This is a genomic window from Dysgonomonas termitidis (assembly GCF_042654545.1).
GTDB classification, from domain to species: Bacteria; Bacteroidota; Bacteroidia; order Bacteroidales; family Dysgonomonadaceae; genus Dysgonomonas; species Dysgonomonas termitidis.
Genome location: NZ_JBHSGN010000054.1, coordinates 1 through 21,047, shown reverse-complemented (window position 1 = coordinate 21,047; position 21,047 = coordinate 1). Strand labels below are relative to the sequence as shown.

The window sequence follows — 21,047 nt, the reverse complement described above, 5'->3', positions numbered from 1 at the left end:
TGGTTTTGTTGCTTTACACTCCGCTAAAAGCGCTGAATCCTCCGTCTACAGGCAATATAGCTCCCGTAATGAAACTGGCGGTATCACTGCACAGGAACTGTACGGCCCCGTTAAGTTCAGCAATATCACCGAAGCGGCCCATCGGTGTTTTAGCCAGGACTTTCTGGCTGCGGTCTGTCAGCGAACCATCAGGATTAATAAGTACGGCCCTGTTTTGGTCGCCAATGAAAAAACCGGGTGCGATGGCATTAACTCTTATTCCGTCACCGTATTTCAACGCCATCTCAGTAGCCAGCCACTGGGTAAAATTACTGACTGCCGTTTTTGCAGCCGAATAACCCGGCACACGTGTTATAGCTGAATAGGCCGCCATAGAAGAAACATTTACAATACAACCTTTCTTCTGTTCCGCCATTATCTTTCCGAAAACCATTGACGGGAAAACGGTTCCGTTCATATTCAGGTTGGTGACTTTTTCCCACTCTTCGAGAGGCATATCAAAAAAAGCCTGATCCGGAGCTAATGTCCCTCTTGGGGTATTTCCTCCTGCGATATTCAGCAGAATGTCTATACGTCCCCATTTATTGACGATTTCTTTTGCCACATTTTGTAAGCTCTCCATATCGAGGACATTTCCGACGATACCGATCGCTTCTCCCCCTTCTGCAGTCAATTCTTTTACCCGTGCGTCAAGTTGTTCCTTACGGATATCCAAGGCTGCGACTTTTGCTCCCGACTGGATAAAACTCTTCGCAATACTTCCGCCCAGCACTCCTCCGGCTCCTGTGATGACTGCGACTTTCCCTTTTACACTAAATTGTTCGTTCATTTCTTTTTATTATTTAAATGTTTATATTATGCTTTAATTCATCTTTTATAGTCGCTATCACACCATCCATCTGGGCAAGGGCGTACATACGCCCATAAAATGAATAGCCGGGATTATAACCTTTGTCTCCATCGTCGAGCATGAGTCTTCCATGATCTACACGCATAGGTAAAGACGGATTTTCCTTTTCAAAGATGCGGACGAGTTCTATCAGATGGCCTCGGCCTTCAAGATGCGGAGCTTCTATAAAGTCTCCGTTCTGGAAAATATCCGTACTGCGCAGATGGATGAAACGTGTCCGTGATGCAAACTTGCGGGCCAACTCAGGGACATTGTTATGTACACCGGCGCTAAGTGAACCGGCACAGAATGTAAGGCCGTTGTAAGGGTTGTCCACGGCGTTGAGAATCCATTCTATATCCTTTATATCTGTTACAATGCGCGGGAGTCCCAGCATCTGGAACGGGGGATCGTCCGGATGGACGCACATGTTTATATTATATTCTTCGCAGACAGGCATCAACTGCGAAAGAAAGTATTTCATATTCTCCCTTAATGCGTCCCTGCCAATGTTTTTATAGAGCGATAGCAGGTTCTTGAATATTGCGACAGGATTTTTGTCTCCTTCTTTGATATTCCCGTTTATGAAGCCTTGTGTCTTTACAATTATGGTATCTATCAATTGTTCTTTTTCTGCTTTGGTAATTGTCTTATCCAACGCATATACTTTGGCCATCTCCCCGGGAGTGTAGTCCTTTTCAGCTCCCTCCCGGTTAAGGATTAAACAGTCGAAGTAGGCAAAGCGAATCTTATCGAAATACAGGGAAGAAGTACCGTCCGTCCATGGATATTGAAGATCGGTGCGTATCCAGTCGATAACGGGCATGAAATTGTAGCATACCGTATTTATACCTGCTTCTCCCAGATTAGCCAGGCTTTGTATATAATTGGCTATCAACTGATCGGATTCGCTTCCTCCGTATTTTATGGCTTCGCTTACAGGCAGGCTTTCTACTACCGACCAGCGGAGGCCTGCATCCTTAATATAATTCTTCAAATCGTTTATTGCTTCCAATGGCCACACTTCTCCGTTGGGAATGTCGTGCAGGGCCGTTACAATACCTTCAACTCCTATCTGTCTGAGCATAGACAGGGTTATCTTATCTTTTTTACCAAACCATCTCCAGGTCTTTTCCATATAAGTTATATTTAAAGATTTAAAAAATTAAGGGTTTAAAGATTAATTCTTTATTCCTAATTCTTCATCCTTCATTTTAATTATGATGTTTCATTTCCAGTTTTATCTTTTTCAGGTCTTCCAGTTCGTGTACCGGCCGTTCTATATCGTAAGGTACCGGCCGTTTAGAAAAAGTCTGGAAATAAAGCAGGCAGGCATCTTTCCACCATACGGCATCCCGGGCTTGTACCCTCAATTTCGATTGTATTTCCCTGAAGCGTTGCCCATCAACATATTCTTCCATCCTGTCCCACAACTTCTGATAAGCTCTTACCTGCCGTACTCCCGTATCGTATTTATAACAAAGCCCGTCCCACAGCGTTTTCCCGTCTTTCAGCCTGTAATCCCATGGTACATGGTGAAACCATAACAGGAGGTTCTCGGGGCAAAGCGCAATATCATTATAGATGTTATTCAATGGCGGAAAGTATTGTGATACGGCATTACTTCCGCTCATTGTGCGGTCAAAGCCCAGTCCTGTGCTATCTGCATTATGATAATACCAAGGCATCCAGTCGGGACGGGCGCCGGGAACATCTCCCCAGGGCTCAGGTCCGTAATGGTGGCCGAATGCAAATATGTGGTGCAGCCCCAGCGGCATCATGTAGTCTACGGTAGTTTCTCTCGATGACAGCATCATGTCTTTCACCGGATTCATAAAGTCCTTATTATTTGAAAAGGTCATTTTTATCCATTCGTCTGCTATTTGTTCCGAAGTCAATCGGTGATTCCATGCCAGACGTCCGAAGGCGTACCAGTTGGCCTGTGCAAAATGATGCCCGCACCAGTTTGTATCTTCTCCTATATTTGCTACGGCAGATATCGCTGTTACTTTACCGGAACGTAATGTTCCGTCTGTTATCTTTGCAATGGTAGGGCCTTCCCCATCTGAATAGGTATCGCTGTCGAGCGTTTCTTTAAACATTGGCGAAAGATATACCAGATGATTGGAGAATCCGAGGTACTCCTGTGTTATCTGGAACTCAACCATTTCCTGTGTGTCGCGTAATGCTCCGAACAGAGGACTGAACGGTTCGCGTGGCTGAAAATCGACAGGCCCGTTTTTGATCTGTATTATTACATTATCCCGGAATTGTCCGTCCAGTGGTGTAAACTCCGAATATGCCTGTTTTGCTCTATCTTCATTGCTGGGATTGTAGACGAACGCTCGCCACATGACAATACCGCCATAAGGCTTCAGGGCGTCAGCCAGCATATTCGCCCCGTCGGCGTGGGTGCGGCCGTAATCCTGCGGGCCGGGAAGCCCTTCGGAATTGGCTTTGACGAGGAAACCGCCAAAGTCAGGTATCAGTTTGTAAATATCCTTTACTTTATTGTTCCACCATTTATTTACTGCCGGATTAAGCGGATCGGAATCAGATAAGCCTCCGAGTTCTTTTGGAGATGAAAAATTCACGGCAAGATACACTTTAAGCCCGTAGGGACGGAATACATCGGCTAATGCTTTTACTTTTGCCAGATAAGCACCCGTCAGTATTTCCGGCGTAGCATTCACGTTATTTAAGACAGTGGCGTTAATACCTATCGAAGCATTCGCCCGTGCATAAGCGTCGTATCGTGGCGACAGCGTATTGGGCAGTTCGTCCCACTTCCATAGTGAATACCCTGCATAGCCACGTTCTATGGTACGGTCGAGATTGTCCCAATGATTCAATATGCGTACTTTATATTTCGGGTTTTCTACAATATTCAGGTTGTCACTGAAGCTATCGGTCTGAACAAGGCGTAAAAAATGAAAGACTCCGTACAATATTCCTCTTTCTTCTGCAGAAGTAATTACAGTATAATTCCTGTTACCTTTTTTTACGGAACGTATTATAAAACCGTCGTCGGTGAGGTCTTTCAATTCTTTTCCCGTTAACAATGACCTGATGTTTTTACTTTTAGTAGTTCCTATGACAATAGAGCCATCCTGTAATGTTGCCGAAGATATATCCTTTCCTGTAAGTTCTTTCCATGCTGAAGATAATTCACCGGACGCAATGTCGAGTGTTGCAGACCTCTCATCTTTGACAATGGAGCTGAACGTGTTACCCTTTTCTTTTTGCATCCCTGTAAGAGGCTTGTATCTCAGCCATAGCCGGCTGCCGTCTTCTGCAAAAAGTAACAAAGGTAACAGGAATAGTAAAAATAGATAAACGGTATATTTCATGTCTATATAGTCGCTAGGTTATATATTTGTTAAAAGGTAACACATGTAACACATGTAACAGCTTTTTCAGTTAACAGTCAACAGTTATCAGTTAACAACTTGTATCTCGTATCTTGTTTACTTGTAACTCGTAACTGCCCGAAGGGCGAAGTAACTCGTAACTTTCTTAAAAGGTAACAAAGGTTACATTTTTCATTACTTTTTCTGATCAATCTTTAAATTTTAAATACAAAATATCAAAGAGCTGGCTATAGGCCAAAAGCTATTAGCCATACTCTATAGATAAATCATTTCTCCAATCCTTCAATTGTTTTTATGGTTCCGTCCGGATTATATTCCAGCTCTATGACTTTCATACTGCGGAGCCATGTCTTACCTCCCGATGGTACAGAATCGTGATGGAATAAATACCACTTACCCTTGTATTCTACGATACTATGGTGAGTAGTCCACCCGATAACTGGAGTGAGGATTACCCCTTTGTAAGTGAACGGCCCGTAAGGATTATCACCGATGGCATAGCAAAGGAGATGAGTGTCGCCTGTAGAATATGAGAAATAATACTTTCCGTTGTACTTATGCATCCATGAAGCCTCAAAGAAGCGGCGGTCTGTATCCCCCTGTGTTATTGGCTGCCCGTTTTCGTCCAGAATAACCACATCGCGGGGTTCTTCTGCAAACTCCAGCATATCGTTCCTCAAACGTGCGACTTTCCCGCAAATAGCCGGATCGTTATCTGCCGGAAAGGCAGCAGATTCCAACGCTTTATTATTCCGATAGCGTTGAAGCTGCCCGCCCCAGATGCCGCCGAAGTAGATGTAATATTCCCCGTTCTCTTCAAATACGCACGGGTCGATACTGTAACTTCCTTTGATCGGGTTTTCCTGGGGGATGAACGGCCCGTATGGTTTGTCGCTGATGGCTACACCTAGACGGAAGATATCATTTTGATCTTTCAGTGAAAAGTACAGATAATATTTACCGTTTTTGAATGCGACATCACTGTCCCACAACTGGCGTCCCGACCACGGTATATTTTCTGCCGCCAGTACAACGCCATGATCTGTGATAGGCCCGTCCACTTCGTCGAGTGAGAATACATGATAATCTTTCATATTGAAATGGTCACCGTTATCATTTTCGGGAATGCCGCTTTCCCAGTCATGGGACGGATAAATATAGATTTTACCTTCGAATACGTGTGCAGACGGGTCTGCCATATAGTCCTGCGGAAATAAGTATTTTGCTTTTTTCATTGCTGTTGATTTTTTATTAGTGTCGATACTTTCATGATTTCTTTTGTTTTTATTTGGACGATAGTTTACTTATTTCTTATTCAAATGCTTTTCTTCAATTTCCAAATTTATTTTGTCTATTACGTTGTCTTCCAGTTTATATCTTGAAATAATAAACATCGCCAGAATGAGCAGTATTGCTGGTATTACGGCCACCAGCCATAAAATGCCCTGTTGGGCAAGAGCAGATTGCGATACGGCGTTATCTTTGTCAAAACCGACGAATCCCAGGACTATATTGGGGATAAACAGGCCGATAGCCATCCCGAGTTGAAAAACAATTCCGATAATGGCATTTACCGTACCTGAAATACGCCGGCCTGTAGTGTATTCTCCGTAAGTGATTACTTCTGGAACCAGCGCCCACATATAGCCTGTAGCGACAATGATGCCTGTGGATTTAATAAATTGCGCCACCATTATGATCCAGATTTGCGAACGAAGCGCGGGAACTATCGATACAATGTAGAGCAAAGCCATTCCGAGAACAGCGACAGACAGAAATACATAAAACATTTGCTTTTTACCAATCGCCTTTTTAATGGCAGGGACCAACGGCATAAAGATGAATGCCGGCAGAAAGCCTATTCCCTGGAACCAACCCGTGTAATTAGAAGCCTGTACATTGTATGTCATGTAATAAGCCCCCGCCGCATTATATATTGACATCAGCGCAAAAGCCGTGAAAACAAATAATGCCACAATGCGCAACTGGCTGTTCCTGATAAATTCCATCCATAGATCGGAGATTTTTACTTCCGACGTTTTATCGGCTTCCATTACGATACGTTCTTTGCTTTGGGTGAAACAGAAAATCAATAAAGCCAAACCGATTAACGCCAGTATAGTCATGGTGATAAACCATGCATGGGCATCTCCCGAGGTATTGTATGTCCGGGTAGGAGAGAGCGATTGCACGATTGTCGGGATACCGAAAGCCACAGTAAATCCGCCCAGGTTGGCAAGCACCATACGGGTAGAGGTAAGCTTGGTCATTTCATCCCCGTCACGGGTAAGTGAAGCAAACAGTGCTCCGTAAGGCAGACTGACCACCGTGTAGAGCAGGCATAGCCCTATATAAGTGACAAAAGCATACACTGTCGACCCGGGAAAGCCATTCCAAAAACAGAGGACAGCAAATGCCATGAGCGGAACGCCTCCAATAATCAGGTAAGAACGGTACTTTCCCCATTTGGGATTATGCTTATCTACAAATGCGCCCAACGCCATAGACCCGAATATATTTATAACAGGCGGTATAAACACCATTACCGCCACGGTTTCCGGACGTAATCCGACAACAGTGGTATAAAAAATGGAAACATATTGCATCACCGTCTGGAATACCAGATTCTGTGCAAAATCTCCGCTACCGAAACCTATTCGTTGCAGCCACGACAGCTTGTAAAAACCTTTAGTCTCACTTATATTCACGTTCATAATTATTTATTTTATATTGATATTGTTAGATTTATTCTGCGAAATCCCTGGCCGTATCCGGCGGCGATACGGATACTTTTTCATTATTTTCCGGGCCGGTACCTATCGTGGTGTCGCCAACGGTCAGCGTATGCCTGTACACATTGGCCCTACCGCTGCTCTGATAGCCTTCGACACATAGTGCAACCTCATACATTTTCCCCAGTTTCATCCCCAGTTTTTCCCAAGCCCTGAAATGCTCGCTGACGGAAATGATGCCTTCGGTCTTCTTATTGGCGCGAACACTCCAGTATTGCTGGAAAGTAGTGTCGCCATTGATTGAGGGTTGTTCTACACGCGTAGTTTCATAGATGTCATACGTGCCGCCGTCTATTTCAACTGTCCCTTTAGATAGTGATCCGGGCGGACGCCAGTTGCCCCAAGACTCAACAACGTAGAACTCGACCAACGGATCGACCGACCAGCCATAGACACACAGGTATGAATTTCCTTCCGGCTGGTAATCGCAACCGTAGTTGAGGGAAATGTCGCCGGTTTCATCGTGAGTCTTCGTACAGTCAAATTTTCCCTGCGTTTTTGTGCAATCGAACTTCTTGCCTGTGCGGAACAGGACATTGTTGATATTGTTCCAGTAGCATTCGAATGCACCGCCTTCTTTCAGTATCATACCTACATCGCCTCTGTCGTACCAGAGTTCGTAGTCAAAGCCATCATTCACACCTTCGGTATTCACCGTAAGCCTATCGGGAGCGGCTTCCACAGGGGCTTGTACCAAATTCTGCGCAGTGACTTTTACTCCCGTAAAGGAAGCTAAGAGTGCCATTACCAATATTGTTTTGTTTCTCATGTGTTTATTAATTATTTATTATTTAATTGTTCTGTCATAAACGGGGATGCCGGTAACCCCTCCTTATTTCTGAGGTTCGCCCCTTCGGGATTGTCAGCCCATGCATATCTTACCGATACGGGATTTGGTATCTGATCACTCCATACTTTTACCTGGTTTTTGTTCAGGATCGCGGCCTCGGCCCATACATACTTCTTATCTGCACCGGCAATAGTGAAGCCATTGATTATACTGTTGGAATACAGGCCTTCACCTACAGAACGGAATGTGAGGATAATGGTATTTCCTTCAATATGCATATCTTCCGGTTGAGGTCCTGTACTGACAATGTTCTCACCATAGGCTACCCGCTTTGCTTCCAGTGCCAGCCGGCGGGCAACATCTTTTTTGTTTAAAGGATGGATATCGTTCCATTCTCCGCAGCCTAGTGTTACAGCCATGCCTGTATAAGGTAAGAGCAGAGCCTGACGCTGAGCTTCCCTGAGTTCGGCCATTCCACTTTCGGCAGGTTGCTTCCAAGGTTTGTTCAGTTCGGGAAGTTGTGCATATATAAAAGGTAGTTGCGGTTCATTCCTTTGTTCTCTCCAATCATTGATGAGGTCAGTAAATAAAGCTTTGTATTCCTTTGCTTTGCCTGTATTGGATTCTCCCTGATACCACAGTATCCCTTTTATTTTATAATTTACTGCAGGAGCAATCATCCCGTTATACAGGCCCATCGGTTTGTACTGAAAAAATGTATTTGGCGGAGGAGGCGGTAATTCTGTACCAATGCGGTATTTCCATTCTCCGGTAAGGTCTGTCTCCCTATTCCCGATAATTACCTTATAGGGTTTGTCTTCTTTTATACCTCCCCATGCATTTGTCACTATTCTTATTGCAACAGTGTTTTTACCGGCTATTAATGTATTTTCGGGTATCTGGTATATACGGGGCGGATATTGATAGCCTGTTGTACCCACAAACGTTCCGTTTACAAAGGCAGAATCGGAGTCAATTATATAACCCAGGCGCAAGATAGCGGGTTTTCCTTCATCCTCTTTTGTTACCTCAAACTCTTTACGAAACCAAATAACTGCGTTTTTCACATCCATGCCTTTATCCTTCCATAATCCCGGCAGATAAAAGTCGTTCCATCCCGATGTCTCGATATTCTTTTTGTGCCATTTTCCAATGCCTTTGTCTGTCTTTATCATTGCCGAGTACCATTCATTACTTGCCTGTTGTTCCTCTTTTTTTGTTTCTTCAATAAAGCCCGGTGCTGCACATTTTTGTGCTTCGGCTTCAAGGGCAGGATAGTTTTTTAATGTATTGGCACTGATCCAGGCCTCGGCAGGTGATCCTCCGATTGCAGTATTGATGATCCCTACAGGTACTTTATATTTATTGTATAAATCGGTTGCAAAAAAGTGGGCGACAGCAGAGAACTCAAGGATATTTGAAGGTGTTACGGATTTCCACTCTCCACCCTGTAAGTCCGATTCTTCCTTCTGGAAATCATATCGCATCGGTACCCTGAATTGTCTTATCTGAGAGTTATTTGCTTCTTTTACTTCATCTGCATACAAATCGAGAGTGCGGCGTATTGGCAGTTCCATATTCGATTGACCCGAACAGAGCCATACATCACCTATCAGAACATCTTTTATTGTGATTTCATTGATATTTATCGTATATGGCCCTCCGGCAGTTTGTGCAGGTAATACAATTCTCCAGTCACCTTTTTTATCAGCTTTAGTCCGGTATGTTTCATCCATGAATTTTATAGTGACAGATTCTTTCGGAGAGGCCCATCCCCACAGTTGCAGGGGAGTATCCCGCTGCAAAATCATCCCGTCGCTTATCAGGCGCGGCAGTTTTATTGCGGATTGGACGGCTGATACCGATACTGCTAATATCAACAGGGATATCGTCCTGTATAATGATGTATTAATAGATCTCATTTTTGTAATATCTTTATTTTAAATCGCTTTGTGGCGCGCCTAAATAGCTCGGTTTCAGACCGCCCGTATCCAGCATTATTTTTTGAAAAACGATACCCGGTTCAAGAGGGCGGATACGGATCGTGTGAATACCTTCTTTATCAATATTATGGATGGTAGAAGTTTCTATGATCTGTTCGGCCTGCCATTGTCCCAGTTCGCCTTTATAATGTCCGTTTATATTTACTATTTGTTCCTCCCCGCCATTCAAGGAGACTGCATAGCGTAATCCTTTATTGGCATTGAAATTCAATGTCGGGGATGTAAGGACTATCAATCTGGCTTTTCCTTTTGTTTTCAGATCGGCTTTATATTCCAGATAAACGTCTTTACCGGGGTTTTCGGTAACAGGCGTAGTTGTTACACCCGATACGGTTTTTCCTAAATCGGGAATAATAACCCATGACACTTTAGCCCCGTTGTTGGCTGTTGTGTGGTTTTCGGCTTCGATCGACACATAGCCGTCCGCTTCGGCGAATATCTTTTCTTTATGTATCATTGTTTGCACAATGTATTCTATTTTTGGCATCACACTCTTTTCAGGTTGCTGCCAACTGGTATAACCGATACGTATCTGGTCCATCATATGCGACCATTTTCCTCCGGCTATGTCATTATTATAATGCATTGTGAGTATGGAATCCCTTGCGAAACACTCTTTTGCTTTATCAGCCCAATAGTTTGCGCGTATATCCCTTTTGGCGGCATAGTGTCTGTTTCGGGCCACTGCATAGTACATTTCGTACAGATTGGAGCAAGCGTTTACCGGGAACAAAACCAACTGGTCGAAGGCATCCTTATATTCATTTGGAATCAGATAATATAGGCGCATAGCATCCACTACCAGATTACGATAATCGCTTACGACCGTTTCGAATTCGTTGTAATTTTCGAGACTGTATGTATTCTCATTCAGCAGTTCGGGTGTAACCCTGCGGTTATATTTCGTATAAAGATTTATCAGGCGGGCAGACTCTTTTGCATATTTTTCCCCGAATTGCCGGGCGCACCATTCTTCGGTATGAAGCAGGAGGTTGTCCGCATTAAATCTATCGGGATTCCAGGCCATATCGAGGAAAAAAGAGATGGGATACTCCATCGGTTTCAGGTCGCCGACATTCACTACCCATATTTTATCCACTCCGTATTGGTATGTGAGGTTCATCTGTTCCCAAATGCGCTGTACCTGACTGACATTTATCCATTTGTAATTACGCGGGCCTCCTACATAGTCGAAATGGTAATACATTCCGTATCCTCCTTTACGTGGTTTTGCGTTAAGGTCGGGAAGTTTGCGGACATTGCCCCAATTGTCGTCGCAAAGCAGCAATGTAATGTCGTCAGGCACACGCATCCCCTTGTCATAATAATCCTGAACCTCTTTATACAAAGCCCATACCTGAGGGGTTTCCTCTGCCTTTTTAGCTGTAACTTCTGATATTATCTTGCGCTGGTCTTTTACGATTTTTTGCAGTAATGCGATATCGCTCTCCTCGCTCATAGGTTCATCCCCATCGCCACGCATACCTACGGTTACTACCGTTTCGTAGTTTTTCATCCGTTCCATTCCTCCTTTCCAGAAGTTCTGCAGGGCCTTCGGGTTCTTACTATAGTTCCAAGCGCCTCCGCCATAACGTTTCCACTCAGAGTGGGCGCGTCCCATCGGTTCGTGGTGCGATGTACTTATCACGATGCCGTATTCGTCCGCCAATTGTCCGTTGAGAGGGTCATCATCGAAAAACGCATTTCCCCACATAGCCGGCCAGAGAAAGTTCCCTTTAAGGCGTAAAATTAATTCGAACATGTGTTTATACATCTTCGAGTTGACACCGCCGAATTTCTCAACGCACCAACCCTGAAAAGCGGGCGCTTCGTCATTGATGAAAATACCCCGGTATTTTACGGCCGGTTCGCCGTCGGTATATTTTCCCGGCTTTACATACAGATTTTCCCGGTGTTCGACAGGGACGTCCGCCCACCAATACCAGGGCGATACGCCGATTTGCGCCGAAAGTTCGTAAATTCCGTAGATTGTCCCCCGCTTGTCACTTCCGGCAATAACCAATGCCTTTTGTATATCTCCGGTCGGATTATCGACAGTTTGTATCACATACTTTTCATTTTTTCCGGTCAGTTCGTTCTTATCTACCTTGCCGTCTCTGACCAGTTTGTCGATGATGGCCGATTTTCCTGCCGTTCCGATAATAATCGCCGTTTTGCCGGAAACAGACGGTAGATTACCTGAAACTTTCCTGAAATCATCTTTCAGGTCGCCGACCGCACGGATCACACCCGCATAGTCATTAACATCGGAAATTACCTGGACAGGCTTGCCGCTTTCGACCAGAGAAAGATATTTTTGCCCGGCAGAGGAAAACACAAATCTTTCTACACCGAAAGGGTTCGCAATGTCCTTTGCCGGCAATTTTCTGTCATCGACAGGAGTAGTGTCATTATAAACATAACAACCGATTATTGTACCTGAAAATCCTCCTGCCGATTGTGTGCTGAGATTTTTCGCGTCAGTATCTTCTGCTATTGTTTTCCAGCTTTCTCCATCATCAAATGAATAGAGGAACGAATATTTATCTTTTTTGCCTTCTACCTTCAAGGTAACCGCTTTTTTGTCTGTACCGCCTGGAATTTCAGTTTTCGCTATGGTTTTCACATCCCCTTCAGCACGTTTCAATACAAGATAATACTTGCCGTTCCCGTCAGTGGTTTTTCCGAAAACAAAATTATGTTTCTCCCGCTGATAACAAACCAGTCCTGCAATATCCCCTTCATTATCCGGTAAATAATCCATTTTTATCTGCGCCGAAAAAGTTAAATGCTGTTGGCGGATACCTGTAAAAGCCGGTTGATTCGGTTCATAGATCGTGCTTCCGGTAGAACTGAGTGTAAGCATTCCATTAGCGATTTTCCACCATTTATCTTCAGGTGGAGTACGCAGCATCAAATAGCGGTCATCGAGTTTTTCGTCGTCGAAATCGCCTTTCCATGTAAAATTACCTTTATAACTTTCTGCATTCGGCTGGAGATTCGCTTTGTTTACAATGTAAGGAATTTCCTCGTTCGCTTTCAAAATCACCGGATATCCGTCAACCCATGTCACAGGTAGCATAAATGTTTCTCTACCTGTATTGTAATAATTGCCTTCGTATGGGCGGCAGGCAAGAAAAACAGCGTACCAGTCGCCTTCTGCTGTTTGTATAAGGTCGGCATGCCCGGCGGAAGTCACCGGATTCTTACGGTTTTCCGGTAAGTCGCGCTGGGTGAGAATCGGATTGTTTCTCCAGGGGATATAAGGACCAAAAATACTTTCGGAGCGGAAAACAACCTCTGAATGCTGAACACTGGTACCTCCTTCGGCACATAGGAGATAATAATAACCATTGATTTTGTATAAATGCGGAGCTTCTATCCACACCGGATGTTTGGCTTTGTCCGTACCTCCGTCTACAATCATTTTCTTCTCACCGAAAATAGAGTCGCCCTCAACACTAAACTGTCGCAGCCAAATAGACCTGTGCCCGTCCCATCCGGGTTTCCCCTCCGGTTCGTCGTTATGTACGATATACGCCTTTCCGTCTTCATCGAAAAAAATATCGGGATCGATACCGCCAAAATGCAGGGGGACCGGTTCACTCCAGTTATTTTCTTTCGGATTCTTGGTTTTCACGATAAAATTGCCGATTCCGTCAGTACAGGTAGTAATGAGATAAAAAGTATCATTGTATTTGTTGTAGCGGATTGTAGGAGCATAGATTCCTCCACTGAGCCGGATTGCGGCTTTAAGTTGCAACTGCGAAGGCCGGTTCAGCACATTGCCGATCTGCACCCAGTTTACCAGGTCGGTACTGTGAAATATCGGGATACCCGGATAGTATGAAAACGTTGAGGTTACCAGATAGTAATCCGAACCCTTGCGACAGATACTCGGATCGGGATAAAAACCGCTGAGAACCGGATTGAAATACTGGTTCCGGTCGTTTATAGCCTGTGCGAAACAGGTATCCTGTCCCTTGTATTGAAAATAGAGAAAATCTGCTGTCTGACTATTTCCGGTACGGGAAAAGGCTATAATCAGTATCAGCATTGACAAACAGGTGTACAAGTCTTTTGTTTTCATAAATATAGTCGGATTATTTGTATTCGTATAGTTTCACATGAAGGATACTAAAATCATCGGCTCCGATACGTATATGCCGTCCCTGATGGGTCTGGTCTCCGTTTAGGCGGCGGATGTATTTAAATGTCCCATTTTCATTTATGCTGATTTCGTCTACTGTTCCTATTCCTGCTCTGAGGCTGTCGTCCCATGCTACTTGTTTAACTTGTTGTCCTCCCTGATTCATAAAGCCGTCTTCTCCAAGTTTTTTTGCATCGATCGCTTTTTTCTCTCCTTCTTTTTCAAATTCGACAACAATGCCGCTGCCTGCTATAATATATTCATCTTTTGCCAAACGAAGGATAAGCCCTCCACCCTCAGGCCAGATACTTTCATCAGTTGCACGCGAATCCCAAGGCAGGGTGAAAAAGTGGCGGCAGGTAATTTTTAGGTCGTCATATCGTAAAATACGTTCCTTGTTTTCCTGGTCGAATAAGAGCCCGTTGGATTGCCCTCGTCCCTGATATTTGGTAAGTACAGGCATCAACTCCCTTAATTTAGAATAAGCCTGTGTCAGGGGGGCATCTTCCGCTCCGTTTTCTATTGAGAATGGACAATAGCCGATTGCATCGTGTTCGCCAAAAACATAGAAGGCTTGTACTCCATTATTCTTGCCTGATTTTACTTCGGGTATGAATAGCGGATTATTATGCAGTTTATATTGAGCCACCCAATTGGCGAAGCCTTTATCATAGAGGTCGGGAGCCAATAGGTCGATATTAGGTGCTCCGCAATGCCAGATATCTATCAGATGCGCTAATGGCCCTGCGGAGGGATATTCTCCGGGTTTGCGTCCGCGGCTGTTCATCGCGGCATTTACATAAAGAGGGATATTATGTATCGAACGTGCAGTCTGTGCCAATTTTTCTACATAACGGGCATACGACCAAGCCATGAATATTTCGTCCGTATACAGGTCTGTACCGAATATTTCCGGCCAGTTGCCTTTTTTCTTAAAGCCTTGTTTCCCCCATTTTTTGAGTATCTGAGGATGAAGCGTATCCCTATTCCTGCTTAAATAGTTTATCAGAACTTCAGGAACTGCTTCATTAAATAATTTATTTGCTTCTGCCGAATAGTCGCGGGCATCTTCGAGCATGCCTGTTTCGTTTTCTATTTGTACCATTATTACAGTACCTTCCTCTTTATCAATGGATGCAATATATTTCATCAATTGAGAAAAAGCCCGGTTGTCGGCCAGGTACACATTTTCAGAAAAAGAACTGGCTATTTCGAGCGGTTTTCCGGCCTTAGTGTATGCTCGGGGATATTTTCTGTAATCTTTCTTGAACCATAGGGGTGCATAACAACTCATAGAGTTTTTCCATGCCCCAAACCAGAGAAATACGATTTTCAAATTGTTTTTCCTAGCTTGTTTAACAACTTTATCGACAAGTGAAAACTCATAACTGCCTTCGATGGGTTCGATCAGGTCCCAATATGCCGGAACTAAAACCGTATTAAGCCCCATGCGTTGCAGTTTCGGGAAAATACGATCAATGTCTTCTCCTGAAGCTGCCGATGAGTTACTTAACTCACCACCGAGGATAAGAAAGGGTTTATCATTTACTATCAACTGGGTAGCAGTGCCGCTTTTTACAAGATGCGAAGTACTCGCTTCTTTTGTCCGGTTTACGGTTATTTCCCCACTGATCGTGAAATAATCAAAACCAGTATATCCTCCGGTATTATAGTAAGTATCACCGACATGTACCATCGACATCTCGGGAACATCGGCAAAGATAAGCGGATACTTTGCTGTCTGAGCATTGAAAAGTATTGCTACAAAGAAAAACTGTACGATAAAGTAATTTCTTTTCATATAAATGTCCTTCAATAAAAGGGCTGCCCGAGAACAGCCCTTCAATGAGATGTAAAAGCTTTCTACTGATAATTAATTATATCCCGGATTTTGAAAAGCTTTCTTATAAGCCTCGTCACCGTCCATATTATCAAGCTGACTCGTCGGGATAGGACGTAAGTACAGATATTTCTCTATGGCACGGTTCACTGTTATGGGAGCAGCGTCTCCGGCTGTTGAACAGATCTGGTAACTGCCTGCATACTCTTCCCATTTCTGGGTGCGTGCCAGATCGTGCCAGCGGTAACCTTCTCCATAATATTCACGGGAACGCTCATCTAAAATATAATTAATATTAATAGTAGCTGGCGTAGCAGCGACTAAAGCGGCACTGTAATCATCTGTTTTGGTGATATTGCCGGCGACGCTGAACTTCCACTTTCCTGCGCGGGCGCGAATCACATTAATTAAACCTCTGGCTGTACCATCGCAGGTACTTAACCCTTTCGTTGTGGCTCCCTTTACGGCTGCTTCGGCCGCGATGAAGTAAAATTCTGAAAATTTCAGGATATTGAACGGGCGGGTGCTTGCAGCTTTATCATCATTGTAGTCGGTCCCTTTGCGGGCAATGCCCAGTTTCCAAAGTCCCGGAAATACGGTGCGGGAAATTTTACCCAGAGGCATTACAAAATCGGCTCTGCCCGGCAAAACTCCAAGCCCGGAATTACTTTTATAAACCGAGTTGCTATAATCTATACCTCCCGGATCGGAAGCAAGGAAAGAAACAGCCGGTTCGCCGGGTGTTATAGGCATATAGTTGGCATTATAGAGTACCGACGGCGCGCTGCTGCCAGCAAGATTCCATGTGCCGCGATATACCGTAGCGAAAGTTCCATCGAAACGGGAGTCGTTTGTTTTGTCGGCAAATGTGGTATTAAAAATATTGATGGGAGTAGCCATACGGCTCCACATACGGCTGAATGATTGTCCAGCCTGCGCACTGCGGAAAAATGTACCTGTTCCGCTCCATGAGCCGGTGGTCCTACTGCTCTGAACATTTTGGAAATACCAGGTTACCATCCATACGGCCTGATTTTGTGCTTCGTTGGTGTTGTTCGGGCTTCCATCCCATCCAATAACATTTCCTTCGTTGTACTGGGCGCTGTTTTCCGTGTGGTCCGCATAAAGCATGATTTCCTTATTCCGGTCGTTAGTGAACACATGTACATCGTAGTAAGTAGGCTGTAATTGATAATAACCCGGATTGTCAATGGCTGTAGCCGATATATCATAAGCCTGCTGGATATACCAGGCCGCATTGTGCCCGTTAGGATCGGTACGTTCGCACACAGGAAAAGTAGGGATATTATTTGGGTTTTCGAGCCACCAGCCATAAGTCAGATAGGCTTTTGCCAAAATGAGCCGTGCTGTATTTTTCGTCACTGCCCCGGTCAGACGAGGGGTTTCTGGTAAATTTGCCACTGCGGACAACAAGTCAGGGAATATAGCGCGGGTATATACTTCCGGTACTGTGTTCCGGGTAGAAACACGTGATGGTGTGGTGTTGAACATTAACTCGCCGCTGCCTAAATCCAAAGGTACGCCGCCAAAGGTTTGTACCATCTGGAAATAGTAGAAAGCCCGGAAGAAAGAGGCTTCGGCAATAAGCGCCGGCGGCATATTCGCTTCCGTTCCATTAGTAATAATGGCACTGGCATTATTGATGGCCGCGTATGCCACATTCCAGATCACGTCGAAACGGCTGGTTGAAGCATCGGGAACCGCTCCGGTCGTCAAATCTGCGTTCTTGAAGTTCTGGTCTGCCTGAGAGCCGTAAGTATATTCGTCTGTTCCTGTTTCACAGGCATTATAGTAATAGGGTTGCCCATACACCCGGCGCAGCGTCCCGTAAAGGCCTGTCAATCCACCTTCAATGCCTTTTTCAGTTTTGTAAAAGCCGGGTTCGTATATATTTCGGGGTTGCTCATCCAAAATATCAGAACAGGAAGCCATCGCCAAGAACAATGCAACCGCGCCTGTTCTCAAAATATTTTTATATAAGTTACGTTTCATATTCTTAAATGTTAAAATGTTAAGTTGATACCAAACAGATAGTTCCGCGTATTAGGCGTACTATATCCTACAATAGGCAAGCGATCCTGCAATTGGGTAGTGACAGCCTGATTTTCATTTCCTCTCGAGTTTGTCTCAGGGTCCAGTCCTGTTTCATCATGATAAGGTGAAAACAATACAAAAGGATTTTGTACCGTAGCGTATATCCTCAATTTATCAATGCCGGCATCCCTTAGCCATTTTTGCCGGAAGTTGTAACCCAGTGTGATGACACGTACCTTCATATAAGACGCGTCGAACAAAGCCATGCTATTGGCATATTTGGCATTATCGTTCGACGTTATACCTCCTGGCCTCGGATATTTGGCTCCGGTGTTTTCAGGTGTCCAATAATCCACATTTACATTTCCGTGGCGTCCGTTCAGCATATTAAGGTAGCTTGTACCTCCATAGAGAGTGGAAATCAATTTTCCTCCGTTCTGGAAACTGCCTACTACAGTCAGGTCCAAATCCTTATAGGCTACGCGGGTATTAAAACCTCCCTGCCAGGAAGGGTCCAGGTGTATAATCTGACGATCGTCAGCTCCGATTTGTCTTACAGGTTTGCCATCGGCGTCATATTCGCCGGTATATTTTACTTTGATCATACCTGCGTTACCACCCGGTTCGAGTATTTGCAAATAAGGGTCGCCTTCCTGCCAAAGACCGATTTGTTCGTAGTCGTAAACTACATTGATAGGATGTCCTTTAAACCACCAGTTACCTTCATTTTTATCTTCTCCCGAATTGAGTTTCAGTAGTTCATTCTTGTTGGTGTACCAATTGATACCGGCTTCCCATGTCCAGCCATTGAGATTATCCAGAATCTTACCGTTAAGAGAAATTTCCCAGCCTTTATTTGAAGTTTCACCGATATTTGCCATATAAGATCCTACTCCGGATGTGCTTGGCAAGTTTACTCGCAACAGGATATCCTTGGTGTGCTGTGTATAATATTCGACGGTGCCGCTCAGACGGTCATTGAACAATGAAAAGTCCAGGCCGTAATTATATGTGGTAGTGTATTCCCAGCCCAGTTTTTCGTTGGGTAACTCGGACAGATAGTAACCTGTCGAATAGTCTTCGCCGAAATTATAATAGCGTGTATCTAAAAGTCCGAGTGTCTTGTAGGGATCTACCGCCTGATTAGAGGTTTCACCGTAGCCTGCGCGCAGCTTCAACTGATCTATCCATTTCAGATCTTCCATGAATGCTTCACGATTGATGTTCCAACCGACCGAAACAGCCGGATATGTATGCCATTGATATCCCGGAGCTAATCTGGAGGATGCGTCCGCGCGCACTGTAGCTGAAAGCATGTAACGGTTATCGTATGAATACATCACACGGCCCATCCATGACGTCAGGCCGGATACCTGGTATGACTGTCCGCCTTTGGGCAACAATATTTCGCCTGTGGCTTTCGAGAGATCGTAGTATTGAAAATGATCTGCCGGTAGATCACGCGCAGAAACTTCCGAACGGTTATAATGAGTTTGTTCGGAAGAATAAAGCCCTACCACGTTTATCTGATGTTTTTCGGCAAAGGTGCGGTCGTAGGTCAATAAATTTTCAACCGCCCAGTTGGTCCTCAACGAATTATTAATTGACGCCGAGGATGGTGCATTCGGATCGGATGCGCTGGTAACGCCTATTCCCGTAAAACCTCCACCCGTTCCAAAACGGACGTTTAAGCCGAGGTTGATGCGGTATTTCAAACCTTGTATCCAGGGGGCGCTTACTTCCGCGTAAATGTTATTATAAGAAGCCAGCGATTTGGCATCGCTCATCCACAAGTCTTTTGCTTCTTTTAAAGTTTCCTTTGTCCATATCCGGTAATTATCGGTAGCACTGGATTGCACGGAACGCTTTAAATTACCGTCCGCGTCGTATGGATTAGCTAATGGTGAGCTCGCAAGGGCATCGCCTGTATTGATCTGGGTGCCCGAAGTGAGTCCGTAGCTTGAATTGGATGATAGTCCGAACCGGATATATTTACCGAAATTCTGATCCACCGAGGCACGGAGCGAGATACGGCTGTATTGCTGGGTTGGTATCACTGCCTGATCGAGATAGTAGCCGAGTCCGAAAGCATAGCTGCCATCCTCGCTGCCTTTTGTCATGCTAATATCGTGATTGACTATCGTACCGGGCCTGTAAAGCATATCCTGCCAATCGGTATTAATGTCGTTCGACTCATCCGGAGAATTAGTGAATGGAGAATCGGGTTTCCCCAATTCCTTAATGGTTCTTGCCGCTTCTTCACGCAGCTTTGCGAATTGCTGGCCGTTCATCATCGGATAACGAATAGCGCTTTTTGTACCATAATAAGCATTGTAGCTTACCTGTGCTTTTTGCCCGGCATAGCCGCGGTTGGTACTGATAAGTATTACCCCGTTGGCTCCGCGTGACCCGTAGATGGCGGTAGCCGAAGCGTCTTTCAATATGTCAACACTTTTGATACTGTTCGGGTCGACATCGTTGATGGAACCGGAAAAAGGGATTCCGTCAAGCACGATCAGTGGGGCGTTGTCGGCACTCAGCGAACGTGTACCGCGAATCCGGATTTGCATTTCCGCTCCCGGTTTAGATGAAGTCTGAGTCATTTCCACCCCGGCGATACGTCCCTGCAAAGCGGTCGATACATTCGTTGCCGCCACTTCGCGTACTATATCGCCCCGCATGGATGCGACCGAACCTGTTACCGCCTCTTTCCGTTGCGTACCATAGCCTATAACCACTACCTCTTCGAGCATCTTGTTATCCTCTTCGAGTACCACATCTATACGATTCCTTCCGGAAACATTTACAGTCTGCATTACAAATCCGATAAACGAAAAAGTAAGTTTACCTTGAGGGGATACTGAAATGGAAAACTTACCATCAGTATCTGTTATAGTACCATTGGTAGTACCGGATTCTACTACACTGACCCCAATAATGGGCTCTCCTGCAATATCTTTCACAACTCCATTTACAGAAATGTTTTGAGAAAAAGCTAAAGCCGGGATAAGAAAAAATAAAAATAAAAGTCTCAGGGACTTAAAAATTCTTGCATTTCTCATGATTAAGATAAGATTCATTATTTACTATATTTACTATTAATGCGAATCAGTATTTAAAAAATTAGATAAATAAAAGCGATGGCAATTTTACCCAT

General features: G+C 44.6%; 11 protein-coding genes and 1 pseudogene. All 12 read right to left on the bottom strand.

What is annotated here, in order from left to right; genetic code table 11:
- Nucleotides 1-13: 13 nt before the first annotated feature.
- On the bottom strand, nt 14-829 hold the full coding sequence (locus tag ACFO6W_RS06545) for an SDR family oxidoreductase (protein ID WP_379994599.1): 816 nt from the start codon (nt 827-829) through the stop codon (nt 14-16).
- 13 nt (nt 830-842) lie between these two features.
- A complete protein-coding gene (gene uxuA, locus ACFO6W_RS06540; protein ID WP_379994597.1) occupies nt 843-2,027 on the bottom strand; it encodes a mannonate dehydratase in 1,185 nt (394 codons plus the stop codon).
- Between the two features lie 76 nt (nt 2,028-2,103).
- Complete coding sequence (locus ACFO6W_RS06535) at nt 2,104-4,239, bottom strand: alpha-glucuronidase family glycosyl hydrolase (RefSeq protein ID WP_379994596.1); 2,136 nt, start codon at nt 4,237-4,239, stop codon at nt 2,104-2,106.
- A gap of 287 nt (nt 4,240-4,526) precedes the next feature.
- Nucleotides 4,527-5,495, bottom strand: a complete 969-nt coding sequence (locus tag ACFO6W_RS06530) for a glycoside hydrolase family 43 protein (protein ID WP_379994595.1) — start codon at nt 5,493-5,495, stop codon at nt 4,527-4,529.
- Nucleotides 5,496-5,564: 69 nt separating this feature from the next.
- Nucleotides 5,565-6,974 (bottom strand): MFS transporter, encoded by a 1,410-nt coding sequence (locus ACFO6W_RS06525; RefSeq protein WP_379994594.1) that lies wholly within the window; start codon nt 6,972-6,974, stop codon nt 5,565-5,567.
- A gap of 31 nt (nt 6,975-7,005) precedes the next feature.
- Nucleotides 7,006-7,821 (bottom strand): glycoside hydrolase family 11 protein, encoded by an 816-nt coding sequence (locus ACFO6W_RS06520; protein ID WP_379994592.1) that lies wholly within the window; start codon nt 7,819-7,821, stop codon nt 7,006-7,008.
- 11 nt (nt 7,822-7,832) lie between these two features.
- Complete coding sequence (locus tag ACFO6W_RS06515) at nt 7,833-9,764, bottom strand: sialate O-acetylesterase (protein ID WP_379994591.1); 1,932 nt, start codon at nt 9,762-9,764, stop codon at nt 7,833-7,835.
- A gap of 13 nt (nt 9,765-9,777) precedes the next feature.
- Nucleotides 9,778-12,213 carry a glycosyl hydrolase 115 family protein gene (locus ACFO6W_RS06510; protein WP_379994717.1) on the bottom strand — a complete coding sequence of 812 codons (2,436 nt, stop codon included), beginning with the start codon at nt 12,211-12,213 and terminating at the stop codon, nt 9,778-9,780.
- Between the two features lie 51 nt (nt 12,214-12,264).
- Nucleotides 12,265-13,902: pseudogene (locus ACFO6W_RS06505) on the bottom strand (glycoside hydrolase family 43 protein); the annotation flags it as partial.
- 46 nt (nt 13,903-13,948) lie between these two features.
- On the bottom strand, nt 13,949-15,796 hold the full coding sequence (locus ACFO6W_RS06500) for a GH35 family beta-galactosidase (protein ID WP_379994589.1): 1,848 nt from the start codon (nt 15,794-15,796) through the stop codon (nt 13,949-13,951).
- Nucleotides 15,797-15,868: 72 nt separating this feature from the next.
- Nucleotides 15,869-17,848: a RagB/SusD family nutrient uptake outer membrane protein gene (locus tag ACFO6W_RS06495; RefSeq protein WP_379994588.1), complete on the bottom strand. Its 1,980-nt coding sequence runs from the start codon at nt 17,846-17,848 to the stop codon at nt 15,869-15,871.
- Nucleotides 17,849-17,859: 11 nt separating this feature from the next.
- The gene (locus ACFO6W_RS06490; protein WP_379994587.1) at nt 17,860-20,952 is read right to left on the bottom strand and encodes a SusC/RagA family TonB-linked outer membrane protein; all 3,093 of its coding nucleotides are present in this window, start codon (nt 20,950-20,952) and stop codon (nt 17,860-17,862) included.
- Nucleotides 20,953-21,047 lie beyond the last annotated feature (95 nt).